Genomic DNA, 15,901 nt, shown 5'->3' with positions numbered 1-15,901 from the left:
TGATTTCAAGACTAGCCTTTGTGGTTTTTCAATCGTAATTATCGTGTAAAATAAAAGCTGTATGTTATCGTTTTAAGATAGATTTGTTTACTTTGCGCCCATATATGCTAAAGAAAATTATTATTGCTTTTTGTGTATTCACTTCAGGTTACTCCTACGCACAGTTAGGGGGTGAAGCAACGTATCAATTTTTGAATCTGGTTTCTTCACCACGTCAAGCTGCTTTGGGAGGAAAGGTATTGACCAATGTCGATTACGATGTTACACAAGGTCTTTTCAATCCGGCAACTATTAATCCGGAAATGGATAATCAATTGGCTTTAAATTATACCAGTTATCTGGGAGGTATTAGTTACGGAACGGCTTCTTATGCTTACACGGTAGATAGACGTACACAAACGTTTCATGGAGGTATTACTTACATTAATTACGGATTTTTCGATGGATATGATGAAGATGGAAATTCTACCGGAACATTTACTGGAAATGAAACGGCTTTATCATTGGGTTATGCTTTGCAAATTGGATATTCTGATTTTTATTTCGGTGGAAATTTAAAATTGATAACATCTAAATTAGAGCAATATAATTCATTTGGGGCAGCAGTAGATTTAGGGTTAATTTATATTGATGAGGTTAACGATTTTCATGCTGCTCTAGCGGTTAGAAATTTGGGAACGCAAATTACAACCTATGCCGGACTTCATGAAAAACTACCTTTTGAAGTAGATTTCGGAATGTCGCAAACTTTAGAAAATGTACCCATCCGCTGGCATGTGACCTTAGAAAATTTACAGGAATGGCCAATAGCCCGACCGAACCCTTCACGAGTAACCAGTGATTTAAGCGGAAACCAAACGGAAGAAAAAATCGGATTTTTAGGTCAGGTGATGCGTCATACGATTTTAGGCGCCGAGGTGTTTCCTGAAGGGGGCTTCAATATCAGATTAGGTTATAATTTTAGACGCTCAGAGGAATTACGTTTGGTCGATCAGCGTAATTTTGCAGGATTATCTGCCGGTTTTTCAATCAAACTAAATAAAATGCGTTTTAGCTATACGCATGCCAAATATACAAGCGCAGCAAATTCAAATTTTTTCGGATTACAAATAGATTTACAATAACATGAACAGCAAAATTACCATTGCCATAGACGGATTTTCTTCAACTGGAAAAAGTACAGTAGCGAAGCAACTGGCTAAAAGTTTAGGTTATGTGTATGTTGATACGGGTGCGATGTATCGCGCTGTAGCCTTTTATGCAATGAGTCATGGATTTATTGACGGTAATCATTTTGATAAATCAGGGTTAATTGAGAATTTAGGACGTATAAATATCAGCTTTAAATTTAATGAAGCTTTAGGGTTTGCTGAGGTGTATTTAAACGGAGTGAATATTGAAAAGCAGATTAGAACACTAGAAGTGTCTGGTTTTGTCAGTACGGTGGCAGCGGTTTCTGAAGTGCGTCATAAGTTGGTAGAGCAACAGCAGCAAATGGGAAAGGATAAAGGCTTGGTTATGGATGGTCGTGATATTGGAACCGTGGTATTTCCGGATGCTGAATTAAAATTATTCATGACGGCTTCCGCTGAAACTCGTGCGCAACGTCGCTATAAAGAGCTTATTGATAGAGGGGATGAGGTTGTTTACGATGAGGTTTTGAAAAATGTTCAGGAGCGTGATTATATTGATACGCATCGCGAAGATTCGCCTTTAGTAAAAGCTGATGATGCGATTGAAATCGATAATTCTAATATGACTTTGGAAGAACAATTTAAAGTCATTCTGGATTTGGTAAATAAAGCATTAAATAAATAATAAAGAGCGGTTTCAAGCCGCTCTTTCTTTTTTTATAAATTAGGTATTGTTAATTCTTGATCAGGATAAATTAAATCGGGATTTTTAAGTTTATCCGTATTTGCATTAAAAATAGCCTGATATTTTGAAGGGTCTTTGTAGTAGTGTTTTGCAATTTTCCCTAAAGTTTCACCACTTTTAACAATGTGTCTGTGATAGACACTGGTATCTTCAACTTTAATATCGGCCATAATATCATCAGGATTATTGCCTCCAATTTCTTTAATTTTATCCCAAAGCAGGTTTTTTTCATACTGCGTTTTAGTTGTTCCCCAAACTTTTAATTTGTTTTCTGTTTCTTCAACTTTACCATCTTTTACATTAAGAGCTTCTCCTAAATCTAAAACCGGTTGATATTTTGTTTTTACAGTCATAATTATAAGTGTTTAATATTTTTCTTTCAAGATAACGAATTATAGGCTATTATCTTTTATTAAAAAGTTAAGATTTTACGTCCTATTTATTTAGACACGAAAGCAGGATGGAAGTCACGAATAAATTTATTTCCTCATTTTTAGGTAATTAGCATAATAATATGTATTTTTGCACTCCTTTTAGCGGTTCAGGAAAGGTAAAAGGATTGTAAATCAAATATTTAATAACACTTTTGTGTGGTTGCCGCATAATATTTCCTAAGCATACAAAATACAAATTTTTTATCAGCACATGGCTGAAAACGCAAAACAAGCTGAAGTTGAAGCAACAGAAGCTAAAACTGTAGAGGCTCCAGTAGTATCTGAAGCTAAAGCAAACCCTGAAAAATTCTTAAAAGAGTTTAACTGGCACAACTACCAAGAAGGTATTGACGAAGTAGACGCTCAACAATTACAAGAATTTGAAAAATTAGTAGCAGAGAATTTCGTTGACACTTTAGATGATGAAGTTGTTGAAGGTACTGTAGTACACATTACTGATAGAGATGCTATTATCGATATCAACGCTAAATCTGAAGGTGTAATTTCTTTAAACGAGTTCCGTTACAACCCTAACTTAGCTGTTGGAGATAAAGTAGAAGTATTAATCGACGTTCGTGAAGACGCAACGGGTCAATTAGTATTATCTCACAGAAAAGCTCGTGTAATTAAAGCATGGGATCGTGTAATTAAAGCAAACGAAACTGGAGAAATCGTTAACGGTTTTGTTAAGTGTAGAACTAAAGGTGGTATGATTGTAGACGTATTCGGTATCGAAGCGTTCTTACCAGGTTCTCAAATAGATGTTAAGCCAATTAGAGATTACGATCAATACGTAAACAAAACTATGGAATTCAAAGTTGTTAAAATCAACCACGAATTTAAGAACGTAGTAGTATCTCACAAAGCGCTTATCGAAGCTGATATCGAAGTTCAGAAGAAAGAAATCATAGGTCAGTTAGAAAAAGGTCAAGTATTAGAAGGTGTTGTTAAAAACATTACTTCTTACGGTGTATTCATCGACTTAGGCGGTGTAGATGGTTTAATCCACATTACAGATCTTTCTTGGTCTCGTATCAACCATCCAAATGAGATCGTTGAATTAGACCAAAAACTTAACGTTGTAATCCTTGATTTTGATGAAGATAAATCAAGAATCCAATTAGGATTAAAACAATTAAGCAAACACCCATGGGAAGCTTTAGCTGATACAGTTGCTGTAGGAGATAAAGTAAAAGGTAAAGTTGTTGTAATTGCAGATTACGGTGCATTTATTGAAGTAGCTGATGGTGTTGAAGGATTAATCCACGTATCTGAAATGTCTTGGTCTACACACTTACGTTCAGCTCAAGATTTCGTATCTGTAGGAGACGAAGTTGAAGCAGTTATCTTAACTCTAGATAGAGAAGAGCGTAAAATGTCTTTAGGTATTAAGCAGTTAACTTCAGATCCTTGGACTGATATTACGTCTAAATACCCTGTAGGTTCTAAGCACAAAGGAATCGTACGTAACTTCACTAACTTTGGTGTATTCGTAGAATTAGAAGAAGGTATCGATGGATTAATTTACATCTCTGATTTATCTTGGACTAAGAAAATTAAGCACCCTAGCGAATTTTGTTCAGCTGGAGATGAGTTAGAAGTTGTAGTATTAGAGTTAGATGTTGAAGGACGTAAATTATCTTTAGGTCACAAACAAACAACTGAAAACCCTTGGGATAAATACGAAACTGAATTTGCTTTAGAAACTGTTCACGAAGGAACTATCGCTGAAATCGTTGATAAAGGAGCTACAGTAGAATTTAACGAAGATATCGTTGCATTCATCCCATCTCGTCACTTAGAAAAAGAAGACGGAAACAAACTTAAAAAGGGTGAAACTGCTGAATTCAAAATCATTGAATTTAACAAAGAGTTTAAACGTGTAGTTGCATCTCACACTGCTATCTTTAAAGCAGAAGAAATCGCTAACGTAAAAGCTGCAGCTAGAAAAGCTGAAGCACAGGCAGCAGAAGCAAAACCAACTTTAGGTGATGCTAACGATGCTTTACAAGCTCTTAAAGACAAAATGGACGGTAAAAAATAATTTACCTTCCTTTAAAAAGGAATCCATTATAAATCTAAAAAGACCTTCAAGAAATTGAAGGTCTTTTTTTATGTGTTCATATCTCAATGAGTAAAAACTGATTAATGCCTTTTGAAAGATTTTATTTTAATACAGTTTCATTTCTATATGGTTCACACGTTTTTTTTAGTTAACTTTGCTCTCCAAATACGTTTGGATAGTATATGAGTCAGAAAGTTTTACTTAACGAAAAAGAGGTAAACATCATTCTTCACCGATTGGCTTGTCAACTTATTGAAAAACATAATGACTTCTCAAACACAGTACTTATTGGTTTACAGCCACGTGGCGTGTATTTAGCCGATAGAATCGCTAAAATTTTACGAGAAGATTATAAGGTTGAAAATATTCAGTTAGGATATTTAGACATTACGTTTTTTAGAGATGATTTTCGCCGAGGAGAAAAGCCCCTTGAAGCCAATAAAACCAAAATCAATTTTCTAGTAGAAGATAAAAACATCGTATTTATTGACGATGTATTATATACCGGTAGAAGTATCAGAGCAGCTTTAACCGCCATACAATCGTTTGGACGTCCAAATGAAATTGAACTTTTAACGTTAATTGACAGACGTTTTAGCAGGCATTTACCTATTCAGCCAAACTACAGAGGAAGACAGGTTGATGTCATTAATAACGAGAAAGTACGCGTAAACTGGAAGGAAAAGGACAGCGAAGATTCAGTGTACCTTATAGAACGATAATTTTTACACGTTTAGCTTACTGTTACAGTAGGTTTAAACACTTAACTTTAAACACAGAAAATGAGCGAATTAAGTGTAAATCACTTATTAGGAATTAAATATCTTAATGAGAAAGATATTCAACTTATTTTTGAAACCGCCGATCATTTTAAAGAAGTGATTAACAGGCCAATTAAAAAAGTGCCTTCACTACGAGATATTACTATAGCCAATTTATTTTTCGAAAATTCAACACGAACGAAGTTGTCTTTTGAGTTGGCTGAAAAGCGTTTATCTGCCGACGTTTTAAATTTTTCATCAGCACAGTCTTCGGTTAAAAAGGGAGAAACCCTTATCGATACGGTAAATAACATTTTATCTATGAAAGTAGATATGGTGGTGATGCGTCACCCCAATCCTGGAGCGGGTGTGTTTTTATCGAAACATGTCAATGCAAGCATTGTCAATGCTGGAGATGGAGCACATGAACATCCAACACAGGCTTTGCTAGATTCATATTCGATTCGCGAACGTTTAGGGGATGTTGCTGGTAAAAAAGTGGTTATTGTTGGAGATATTTTGCACAGTAGGGTAGCGCTTTCTAATATTTTTGCATTGCAATTACAAGGAGCAGAAGTTATGGTTTGCGGACCAAAAACCTTAATTCCACGTTATATTCATGAGTTAGGGGTAAAGGTGGAAACCGATTTGCGTAAGGCGTTAAACTGGTGTGATGTGGCCAATATGCTGCGTGTACAAAACGAACGTATGGATATTAGTTATTTTCCTTCAACACGTGAGTACACCCAACAGTTTGGAGTAAATAAAGAGTTATTAAATTCATTAGATAAGGAAATTATAATCATGCACCCGGGCCCAATTAACCGTGGTGTAGAGATTACGAGTGATGTAGCCGATTCTAAGCAAGCTATCATTTTAGATCAGGTTCAAAATGGAGTAGCAGTAAGAATGGCTGTGATATATTTATTAGCATCTAAAATAAAACAGTAACCATGATTATAGATCAAGACGGAAACATATCGATTATAACTCAGGAAAAAGCAACGCTTCCGGAGTTAGTGAAAAAAATACAGGCCTTATATCCTAAGTTTAAAAACAATAATATTATAGTTGTTTTAACTTCTTTAAAACCACTTAGTGTTCAGGATATAGTTGAATTTTTAGAAATTTCAAATACCCATCGCGGTTCTAAACAATCATTTGTTATTGTTACCGATAAAATTGATGTAGACAAAACTCCAGATGAAATCGTAGTGGTGCCAACTACCCAAGAGGCTTACGATATTATTGAAATGGAGGAGATGGAACGCGATTTAGGGTTTTAAAAATGAATTCTTACCATCTTGCGCAGGTTAATATCGCCAAAGGTTTAGCGCCGCTTGGTGATCTTGTTATGCAGGATTTCATAAATAATGTCGACCGGATTAATGCTGTGGCAGATAACAGTCATGGCTTTGTCTGGCGTTTTAAAGATGAAGATAAGGATGAAGCCTTGTCTATTTTTAAAGAAGAAAATCTCTTGGTTAATATTTCCGTTTGGGAAAATTTAGAAGCGCTTTTCAATTATATTTATAACTCCAATCACATCGAGGTTTTCAAAAGAAAAAAAGAGTGGTTTAACAAGGTGCAAATGAAGCACATGGCCTTTTGGTATGTACCTGTTGGCTATAAACCTACTTTAGAAGACGCGAAAATTCGCTTAGATTACTTAAATTCACATGGAGAAACGCCTTATGCGTTTACCTTTAAAAGTAAATTTACAGTAATAGATTCTATTAATTATAAAACCCCATAATACATGAAGCTCACCATTTTAGGATGTTACAGTGCTACACCAAGAGCTTTAACCAATACCACATCGCAAGTTTTAGAAATCAATAACCACATGTTTTTAATAGACTGTGGTGAAGGAACTCAAGTTGAATTACGAAAGCATAAAATAAAGTTTAACCGCATTAAGCACATCTTTATTTCGCATTTACATGGCGATCATTTTTTTGGACTTGTCGGACTTATTTCTACGTTTCGATTGCTAACTCGCGAAACCGATTTACATATCTACGGACCAAAAGGAATTAAGGAAGTCATTACCCTTCAAATGAAACTGTCAGATTCCTGGACGAATTATAAGCTTATTTTTCATGAATTGACATCTACCGAATCTCAATTGATTTTTGAAGATGATGTTGTAGAAGTGCATACCATTCCTTTAAACCATCGTGTTTATACAAACGGGTATTTATTCAAGGAAAAAGAAGGCAACCGAAAACTCGATATGAATTTGGTGGAAGAAGCGAATATTGATGTTGCCTATTATCGAAAATTACAACAAGGCTTTGATGTGCTGAATGAAGATGGCGTATTAATTGCTAATGAGAAAGTAACGCGACCAGGTAAAAAGGCCAAAAGCTATGCATTTTGCAGCGATACCATGTACAAGGAAGATATTGTGCCTATTATTAAAGATGTTGATGTATTATACCACGAATCCACCTTTTTAGAAAAGCACAGTCATTTGGCGCTACCAACAAAACACTCCACGGCAAAAGAAGCTGCTACAATAGCAAAAAAAGCGAATGCAGGCGTACTATTGTTAGGACATTATTCAACGCGTTACGATAGCTTAAAACCTTTTAAAGAAGAGGCTCAGGAGGTCTTTAAACCTGTGAGATTATGTCAGGATGGAAAAGTGTTCGATTTTAGTTAAATTCTTTTAAATCGAACACCCATTCAATTGCTTCGCTTAACGAAGTACAACGTTTTATACTTTCTTTCGAAAAGCGCTTTTCTAATGTAGCATTCATGTAGGCCATATCGTTATAAATGACAACAGCACTCGCAACAATTATATTATATTTAGATAATTTATTCCAATTATGTGGGTCTCTGGAATAAGAGTAAATACGGTTGGATATGTAAGCTAATTTAGCATCAGATCCGTAAAATGCTATTATATCATTAATTAAATTTTCAACCATTGGCCAATCAAAGTGTACACCTTCATTAAGTTCAGAGAGAACAAATTTCTCTCCAAAATAAAAGACTCCAAATGGTTTTTCTAATTTAAAGAATTGCTTACTATCGTAGTAGGCTAAATTCTCAAATGTCATATTAATCGTTTAGGGAGGCACTAATTTAGAAGAAATATTCCATTAAGGAATAAAAGAAATATTTAATTTTGAATAATTTTAAATTGCTATGGAAAAAGACTTAAGTAACTACAGAAAATCTTACGAAAAAGGAGAGCTATTATTACAAGATGCACCTGAAAACCCAATGGAATTATTCCAAAAATGGTTTTATGAAGTCGATCAGTTTTTTGTACAAGATGAAACCAATGCGATGACCGTTTCTACCATAGGACTTGATGGGTTTCCAAAAAGCCGCGTGGTATTACTTAAGCGATACACTTACGAGGGTTTTATATTTTACACGAACTACAACAGCGAAAAAGGGAAAGCCATTGCGTATAACCCAAATGTTTGCTTATCGTTCTTTTGGCATGGTGCCGAGCGCCAAGTAATTATTAAAGGTAAAGCCGAAAAGATTGCTGAGAATTTAAGTGATGGTTATTTTGAGTCCAGACCTCGAGGTAGTCAATTGGGAGCTATAGCATCGAATCAAAGTGACGTTATAGAGAGCAGGGAAGCCTTAGAAAATAAACTTCACGCTTTAGAGCAGGAATTAGAAGGCAAGGAAATTGTCCGACCAAAGCATTGGGGAGGTTATATCGTTAAGCCTGTGGAGATTGAATTCTGGCAGGGAAGAGCAAACAGACTACACGATAGAATTCGGTATGCCTTACAACCGGATTACAACTGGAAGATTGATCGATTATCTCCGTAGTTTTGCTGTTGAAATACATGTTTTTCCCTTCTCTGTATTAAAATAATCGATGAAATACATTAATTAACGATTAATTACATCCTGTTAATCGATTTTAACATTTTCTTAACACTCGCTTCGGGTTAGGCTGCTAAATTTACAATACCAAATCTAAATTTACTTAACCATGAAGTTATTCAACAAGCTGCCATTCTTGGCACTTCTGGCTCTACTTGCGTTCTCCTGCACTACAGATAGCCTGGAAGATCAAACAGTAGGAGAAGAGTTTAGTCTTATTATTTTAGAAGACAAATCTATAGAAGTTGAAATTTTAGAGCTTCTAAACGAACATCGATCATCATTAGGATTAAGTCCGTTATCAGATATGGCAATAGTAAAATCTGTTGCTTACACACACACCGACTATATGGTAGATAATAATGAAGTATCACATGCTAATTTTTTCAAGCGTAGTGAATACTTAAAAGCCAATGCTGGGGCATCTAAAGTTTCTGAAAATGTAGCTTATGGTTACAGTTCTGCAGAATCGGTAGTTAAGGCATGGCTTAATAGCGAAGGGCACCGCGCTACCATAGAAGGTGATTTTACCAACTTCGACATTTCTGCCGAAGTTAATGCTGAAGGTAGATGGTATTACACCAATATCTTCATAAAAAAATAATTATTTGCTAGTCTCATTTTGATAGCAATTACAACATAACCTTTTATTTATAATTGGTTATATCTTGATAACTTAATTGTTATTGAATTTAGCTTTAGGTATGAGCCTCCCTTGGTAGGGGAGGCTTTTTTGTTTTAAGAATATCATTTAAAACTAGTTTGATAATCGTTGTTTATTTGAATCTTTTTTAAAAATTTATCCAAATAATCCTGACCTAAAATATTTCCCATAGCGTTTTTAATCGCTTCAGTTATTTCATTTTTTAAGGTTATATTAAAGTCTTTACTTACTTTTATAATTATTGGAGAAACAGATTGGATTACATTATTATAATTGCTTATACTTCTTACGTTAGACCTTTTGTCGGTATTGGGATAAGTTGTATTTATACAAGCCCAAATTCTATGAATTTATTTAGAGATATGGTAATCAATTAAATCTTTAAATTCTTCTTTTAAGATATTGTATGTTGCATAATATTCTGAATTAGGAAATTTTGAAAACTGTTTATTTGTTAATTCAAAAAATAACATTTTTTCAAGCAATAGAGATGGTTCATTATCCTTATCTAGCATCAGCTTAATTATTAAAATTCGTTTTGATAGTAAACTATTTACTAACTCATCTTTATAAACGTAAAGTAGTTTGTTATTGTTACAAGAAATCTGGTCATGACAAAGTTCAGACCAATAGACTAAAAATTAAAAACCCACTTAAGATTTCTCCTAAGTGGGTTTTGTACTATTGAATTTAGCTTGATTTATCTTTAGTCGTTATTCCATTTTTATAACGATAAATTGTGTACGTCTGTTTAACTGGTGTGCCTGTTCTTCACAATCTTCACTACCGTCACATCCATTAGTTAATCTTCGTTCACCAAATCCTTCGTGAGCAGTAATTCGTTCTGGAGCAACACCATGAGAAATTAAATATTCATAAGTAGAATTTGCTCTGTCTATCGATAATTTATCATTGTAAGATAGTGAACCTCTGGAATCGGTATGCGATTCTATTCTAATTACCATATCAGGATATTGGTTTACCATTAAATCTACAATCTTATCTAATTCCTGAGCCGCATCTGGTCTGATGTTAAACTTGTCAAAGTCGAAGTAAATGGTATTTAACTCGGCAAGCGTAACAACATCTTCAACAGGATTTAATAATAAGTTTGCTGTGATTGTCGTAAGTTCGGTTTTAATATTTTTAGAAGTAAATGTTCTGTAATCTTCTATGTATTTTTCATGACTTCCAACAATTTTGTAATCTTGATTTCTGTCTATATTGATAGAGTAGTAGCCTTTATCATCGGTTTCCATATAGGCAATTTGGCCACCTTTTTCATCGTATAATTTGATGGTTGAATTAGCAATAGGATTACCATTAATAGCATCTGAAACAACCCCTTCCACTTTTAAAGGTGGTATTCTGTTATAGGCATAAATATCGTCATCACCTTTTCCTCCGGCTCTGTTTGAAGCGAAATATCCAGCAGTTCCACTAGTACTCATGGTAAATGAGAAATCGTCTTTGTTAGAGTTAACAGGAGTTCCTAAGTTAATGACATCAATGATAATATCGTTTTCATTATTAACAGTAGCAAAAACATCTAACAAACCTAAGCCAACATGACCATCGGAAGAGAAGAATAGGGTCCCTTCATTGTTTATAAAAGGGAATCCCTCAGCGCCATTAGTATTAACAACGTTTCCTAAATTTTTAGGTTCACCTAACACGCCATCGGCAGAAATATCAACCACATAAATGTCTGATCCTCCAAAACCACCTGGTCGGTCCGACGCAAAGTAAAGTTTGGTATCATCGCTGTTTAAAGCTGCATGTTGTGTTGAAAATTTATCACTATTAATTGATAAATCTTCAACATCTGTCCAGATACTGTCTCTGAATGTTGCACGATAAATCTTCATATTGGTAAGCCCCTTATCGTCTTTATTCTCTACATTGTCTTTAAAGTTGTTTCTGGAGAAGTACATGTATTTTCCATCTTTGGTAATGGTCACTGGGCCATCGTGGAAAATGGTATTAATGTCTCCTTGTAACTTTTTGGTATGATCAACTTCTTCTTTAGAATCTTTTTCGGTAACATACACATCTAAGAACGGTTGTTCGTTCCAACCATATAAACGCTTAATCGCAACTCCAGCATCTCTGGTAGAACAGAAATAGATTTTACCATCGTGTTCGTAAGCTCCAAAATCGCTGTACTCTGAATTGAAATCGAACTTATCTAAGAAATATTGTTGTTTGGCGTTAAATACGTTGGTTATAAAGTTCGCGTCTTTAGAAAAGTCGTTGTTATTTACAACCCCGCCAGAATCTTTATAGCGTTGTAACCATTTTTCAGATTCTTTATAATTTTTAATACCACGTAGCGATTGTGCATAGCTGTAATAATACTCAATAGGTACATTATCTTGCTCAACAGCTTTTTTGTAATATTTAGAAGCGTTTTTCGGATCTCTTAAAAGTGCATAACAATCTGCCAGCTTTCTGGTCGCATAATCTTTATTGTAATCTTTAGCAATGAGTTCTTTATAAACTTCTGCCGCTTTTACAAAAGAAAATTTATTGAATAGTGTGTCTGCCTTATTTTGTTTTCCCTGCTGTGCGAACACAGTTACGGTTAAAAGCAATGCAGCGAATACTAAAATGTAATTTTTAATCTTCATATCTTAGGGTATTAGAAGTATCTAGGTGATTTTAGTTTAGTACTTAAGAATTTGAATTCGTAAATAAGCAGGATTTCATGCGTTCCTGTCGTATAGTCCGCAATATCTGAAATGGCTTTCTCGTAAGCATAACCTATACGTAGTTGTCTTGAAATTTGAAAATCTACAATACCTCCAATAGCTGCGGTTTGTTCGTTAATTCTATATGAACCACCAAGCCAGAACTTCTCGTTGAATAAGAAGTTAGCTGTAAGATCGTATGATAATGGGGCACCGTTTGTTGCTTTAATTAAGTATGCAGGCTTGAATTTAACCTTATCAGAAAGATTGAAAACATATCCACCAGTAAAATAATAACTCAAACGTTCTAATGCTTCATAACCTTCTTCGGTGTTTCTATCGGTGTTTAACACTCTAGGCGTTGATAATCCTAAGTACCATTTGTTAGTACTCCAGTAAACTCCTAAACCAATATTTGGTGACCAGCGGTTAGAAAAGCCTTTAAAGTAGGTGTCTTCAGCAACACTGGGATCGTTTAAAAATTCAGAATCTAAGCTATACTGGGTAAAACCTCCTTTAATACCGAAAGCCAGTTTTCCTGTTTGTCCGGTTGGAATGGCATAGGAGAAGTCACCGTAAAGATAAGTGAAGTTTTCAGGACCTAAATCGTCTTCCATAAACGACAGACCTAGACCAATTCGGTCATTTCTTAACGGACTATGAATAGACAACGTTTGTGTAATAGGACCACCTTTAAAACCAACCCACTGGCTTCTGTGCAATCCAACAATGCTCAAGGCTTCTCTACTACCAGCATAAGCCGGGTTAACAGATATTGTATTATACATGTACTGTGTGAACTGCGGTAATTGTTGTGCAAGTCCAACCGTACAGCTTAATAATGCAATAGCGATTATGTAATGTTTAAAAAGTTTCATAGGTTAAGAATTTTATTTAGTTCCTAAATAAACTGGTCCTGTAAATGGTGCCAATCCACTGTCTTTTAATGTTATGATATAATAATAGGTTCCGTTTGGTACTTGTCCGGCAGATCCGAAAGATGATTTATTAGAATTACCTCTCCAATCTCCCATATTTTCACCAAGGGTATAGTTGCTGGATTCGTAAATTAAAGCTCCCCAACGATTGAATATTTTAACGTCTGCAACAAATCCACATAATTCAATACCTTTAATATCAAACGATTCGTTATAAGAGTCTCCATTTGGTGTTACCGCTTTAGAAATCTCAATATCATTTTCTCCACAAGGCAAAACAACACAGTCTGAATTTACAGAAAGCTCTAGCTCTGCTTCGTATACTGATCCATTTCTGGTTGTTTTATACTTAACTAAGAATTCTAATACTTCTCCTGGTTGAAAATCTTCTCCAAGTTTTAACTTAGTTGGGTCGAATATAGAACCGATTAAGGTAGCTACGTTAGATCCAGAAATAAATTCCCATACTCCTTGTAGGTTAACGTCGTTTGGCAATAAATCTCGTATGACATCTTTCAAGTCTACGGCACCTTCATCATAACATATTGGACTGGCAGTTGTTCTTGTTGTTACGGTTTGAATTGCAATTAAGACTGTTTGTGTGTAAACCGATTCGTTACCACAAGCATCAGTTGCTGTCCAGGTTCTTGTAATTTGATAATCTACAAACTGATTGTCTACGAAAGTATTTTCTTCAGTAAATTCAACAGTGTATTCTGAACAATCCGTAAACTCTAATTCTGGTGCATCAGGAATATCTAAAGACGTTACACTAACAACTTCTTCGTAATTTGTAATACTCACTGGTGCTTTTGTATCCTGAACGGTGATGTTTTGCGTGTGTGAAACCGTGTTTCCACAAGCATCAGTAGCAGTCCAAGTACGAGCGATAGAGTAGCTAGAAGTACAAGAACCGTCTGTTCTAACATCTTCAACAGCAACAGTAGCCGTACCGCAATTATCATCAGCCGTAAGTACAACGTCATCAATAGTTGGAACTGCGTCACATTCCACAGTTATATCTGTTGGTAATGATTCAACAAAGGTTGGCGCTGTAGTATCTTGAACTGTAATAGTTTGGGTATGTACTATTTCTAATCCACATTCATCCGTAGCTGTCCAGGTACGAGCTAACGTGTAGCTAGAAGGACAATCACCATCAGTTCTCACTTCATTGAAAGTCACATTAGCAGTACCACAGTTATCATCAGCAGTAAGTGTTTCAGCTGTTGGTACAGCATCACATTCTACAGTGGCATCAGCAGGTAGCGCTTCTACGAATGTTGGCGCTGTAGTATCTTGAACTGTAATAGTTTGGGTATGTACTATTTCTAATCCACATTCATCCGTAGCTGTCCAGGTACGAGCTAACGTGTAGCTAGAAGGACAATCACCATCAGTTCTCACTTCATTGAAAGTCACATTAGCAGTACCACAGTTATCATCAGCAGTAAGTGTTTCAGCTGTTGGTACAGCATCACATTCTACAGTGGCATCAGCAGGTAGCGCTTCTACGAATGTTGGCGCTGTAGTATCTTGAATAGTGAAAGTTGCAGTTGTCTCAGTAAAATTTCCACAGGCATCTGTTACTGTGAAAATTACTGTAGCTGAGCCAGTATTTCCACAATCATCACTTAAAGATGTGAAGTTGTTAGACCAGCTAATTGATGAACAGTCATCTGTAGCCATAGCACCCCCATTAGAAGCTAACCAATTATTTAATTCTTGAGTGTTTCCAGAACCATCACACTCTGCAACATAATCTGATGCTGTTGTTGTTAAGTTTGGAGCAATATTATCTTGAATGTGATAAATTGCAGTTGTTTCTGATGAGTTACCACAAGCATCTGTAGCAGTAAATGTTATTGTAACACCTTTTCCTTCTTTACATTTAACACTTGTATCTTGTCCATAATTATTTGTCCATGTCACATCACCGCAATTATCGCTTGCTGTTGCTCCCGCATGATTATTTAACCAATCGGTTAATTTTTGTGGATCATCAACAGCACACTCAATATTTATATCAGCAATATTAGAGTTGTCTATAGCAGGAGGTGTTTTATCCCCACCAGAGTAAGTTATTTCTACTGGGTTAGCGATAGCATTTCCACATTTATCTTCAACGGTATATGTGTAAGTTACATTCCAAGAACAGTCATCACCAGACGGAGTGCCGGATTTCACTACAGTGATATCACCACCACAGTTATCCGTGTATAGCGCAGCGATGTCAGCTTCCGACGGTCCAACAGGGATAGCACTAAAACAAAGGTCTTGATTAGTAGCACCTGCAGGAATAGAACCGGTTAAGCTAGGTGCTGTTTTATCCCCACCAGAGTAAGTTATTTCTACTGGGTTAGCGATAGCATTTCCACATTTATCTTCAACGGTATATGTGTAAGTTACATTCCAAGAACAGTCATCACCAGACGGAGTGCCGGATTTCACTACAGTGATATCACCACCACAGTTATCCGTGTATAGCGCAGCGATGTCAGCTTCCGACGGTCCAACAGGGATAGCACTAAAACAAAGGTCTTGATTAGTAGCACCTGCAGGAATAGAACCGGTTAAGCTAGGTGCTGTTTTATCCCCACCAGAGTA

At 35.6% G+C, this 15,901-nt stretch carries 16 protein-coding genes; 10 read left to right on the top strand and 6 right to left on the bottom strand.

The genetic code is table 11. The annotated features are described in order from the left end of the window. Positions 1-104: 104 nt before the first annotated feature. Positions 105-1,124, top strand: a complete 1,020-nt coding sequence (porQ, locus tag ICJ84_RS06135; protein WP_188215501.1) for a type IX secretion system protein PorQ — start codon at positions 105-107, stop codon at positions 1,122-1,124. Between the two features lies 1 nt (position 1,125). Continuing rightward, positions 1,126-1,818, top strand: coding sequence for a (d)CMP kinase (cmk, locus tag ICJ84_RS06130; protein ID WP_188215500.1), 693 nt, complete (start codon positions 1,126-1,128; stop codon positions 1,816-1,818). Between the two features lie 32 nt (positions 1,819-1,850). On the opposite strand, the gene ICJ84_RS06125 is transcribed toward cmk, so the two are convergent. After that, a complete protein-coding gene (locus ICJ84_RS06125) occupies positions 1,851-2,231 on the bottom strand; it encodes a LysM peptidoglycan-binding domain-containing protein (protein WP_188215499.1) in 381 nt (126 codons plus the stop codon). 292 nt (positions 2,232-2,523) lie between these two features. On the opposite strand from ICJ84_RS06125, the gene rpsA reads away from it, so the two are divergent. From rpsA to ICJ84_RS06095, 6 genes are all read left to right on the top strand, one after another. Continuing rightward, positions 2,524-4,356 carry a 30S ribosomal protein S1 gene (rpsA, locus tag ICJ84_RS06120; RefSeq protein ID WP_188215498.1) on the top strand — a complete coding sequence of 611 codons (1,833 nt, stop codon included), beginning with the start codon at positions 2,524-2,526 and terminating at the stop codon, positions 4,354-4,356. A 203-nt stretch (positions 4,357-4,559) separates the two neighbouring features. Next, positions 4,560-5,099 carry a bifunctional pyr operon transcriptional regulator/uracil phosphoribosyltransferase PyrR gene (pyrR, locus tag ICJ84_RS06115; protein WP_188215497.1) on the top strand — a complete coding sequence of 180 codons (540 nt, stop codon included), beginning with the start codon at positions 4,560-4,562 and terminating at the stop codon, positions 5,097-5,099. A 60-nt stretch (positions 5,100-5,159) separates the two neighbouring features. Beyond that, positions 5,160-6,089: an aspartate carbamoyltransferase catalytic subunit gene (locus tag ICJ84_RS06110; RefSeq protein WP_188215496.1), complete on the top strand. Its 930-nt coding sequence runs from the start codon at positions 5,160-5,162 to the stop codon at positions 6,087-6,089. A 2-nt stretch (positions 6,090-6,091) separates the two neighbouring features. Further along, a complete protein-coding gene (locus ICJ84_RS06105; RefSeq protein WP_188215495.1) occupies positions 6,092-6,424 on the top strand; it encodes a ribonuclease Z in 333 nt (110 codons plus the stop codon). 2 nt (positions 6,425-6,426) lie between these two features. Next, entirely contained in the window at positions 6,427-6,894 is a 468-nt protein-coding gene (locus ICJ84_RS06100; protein WP_188215494.1) for a DUF3291 domain-containing protein, read from the top strand. A gap of 3 nt (positions 6,895-6,897) precedes the next feature. After that, positions 6,898-7,806, top strand: a complete 909-nt coding sequence (locus tag ICJ84_RS06095; protein ID WP_188215493.1) for a ribonuclease Z — start codon at positions 6,898-6,900, stop codon at positions 7,804-7,806. Here the strand turns inward: ICJ84_RS06095 and ICJ84_RS06090 are convergent. Beyond that, positions 7,799-8,209, bottom strand: coding sequence for a hypothetical protein (locus ICJ84_RS06090; RefSeq protein ID WP_188215492.1), 411 nt, complete (start codon positions 8,207-8,209; stop codon positions 7,799-7,801). The genes ICJ84_RS06095 and ICJ84_RS06090 overlap by 8 nt on opposite strands. Before the next feature lie 88 nt (positions 8,210-8,297). Here ICJ84_RS06090 and pdxH point away from each other — a divergent pair, with 88 nt between their 5' ends. Together pdxH and ICJ84_RS06080 are read left to right on the top strand one after the other, a co-directional pair. After that, a complete protein-coding gene (gene pdxH, locus ICJ84_RS06085) occupies positions 8,298-8,945 on the top strand; it encodes a pyridoxamine 5'-phosphate oxidase (RefSeq protein WP_188215491.1) in 648 nt (215 codons plus the stop codon). Between the two features lie 166 nt (positions 8,946-9,111). Then, positions 9,112-9,606, top strand: coding sequence for a CAP domain-containing protein (locus tag ICJ84_RS06080; protein ID WP_188215490.1), 495 nt, complete (start codon positions 9,112-9,114; stop codon positions 9,604-9,606). Between the two features lie 410 nt (positions 9,607-10,016). On the opposite strand, the gene ICJ84_RS16890 is transcribed toward ICJ84_RS06080, so the two are convergent. The 4 genes from ICJ84_RS16890 to ICJ84_RS06065 form a co-directional block, all read right to left on the bottom strand. After that, on the bottom strand, positions 10,017-10,181 hold the full coding sequence (locus ICJ84_RS16890) for a hypothetical protein (RefSeq protein ID WP_206688680.1): 165 nt from the start codon (positions 10,179-10,181) through the stop codon (positions 10,017-10,019). Between the two features lie 198 nt (positions 10,182-10,379). Continuing rightward, positions 10,380-12,296: an OmpA family protein gene (locus tag ICJ84_RS06075; RefSeq protein ID WP_188215489.1), complete on the bottom strand. Its 1,917-nt coding sequence runs from the start codon at positions 12,294-12,296 to the stop codon at positions 10,380-10,382. An 11-nt stretch (positions 12,297-12,307) separates the two neighbouring features. Next, positions 12,308-13,234 carry a PorP/SprF family type IX secretion system membrane protein gene (locus ICJ84_RS06070; RefSeq protein ID WP_188215488.1) on the bottom strand — a complete coding sequence of 309 codons (927 nt, stop codon included), beginning with the start codon at positions 13,232-13,234 and terminating at the stop codon, positions 12,308-12,310. Positions 13,235-13,246: 12 nt separating this feature from the next. Then, positions 13,247-15,901 (bottom strand): gliding motility-associated C-terminal domain-containing protein (locus tag ICJ84_RS06065; RefSeq protein ID WP_188215487.1); only part of this gene is annotated, 2,655 nt, incomplete at its 5' end.

Origin of the sequence: Aestuariibaculum suncheonense (assembly GCF_014596935.1) — a bacterium.
Classification (GTDB): Bacteria; Bacteroidota; Bacteroidia; order Flavobacteriales; family Flavobacteriaceae; genus Aestuariibaculum; species Aestuariibaculum suncheonense.
This window is presented reverse-complemented; position numbering and strand designations above follow the sequence as displayed.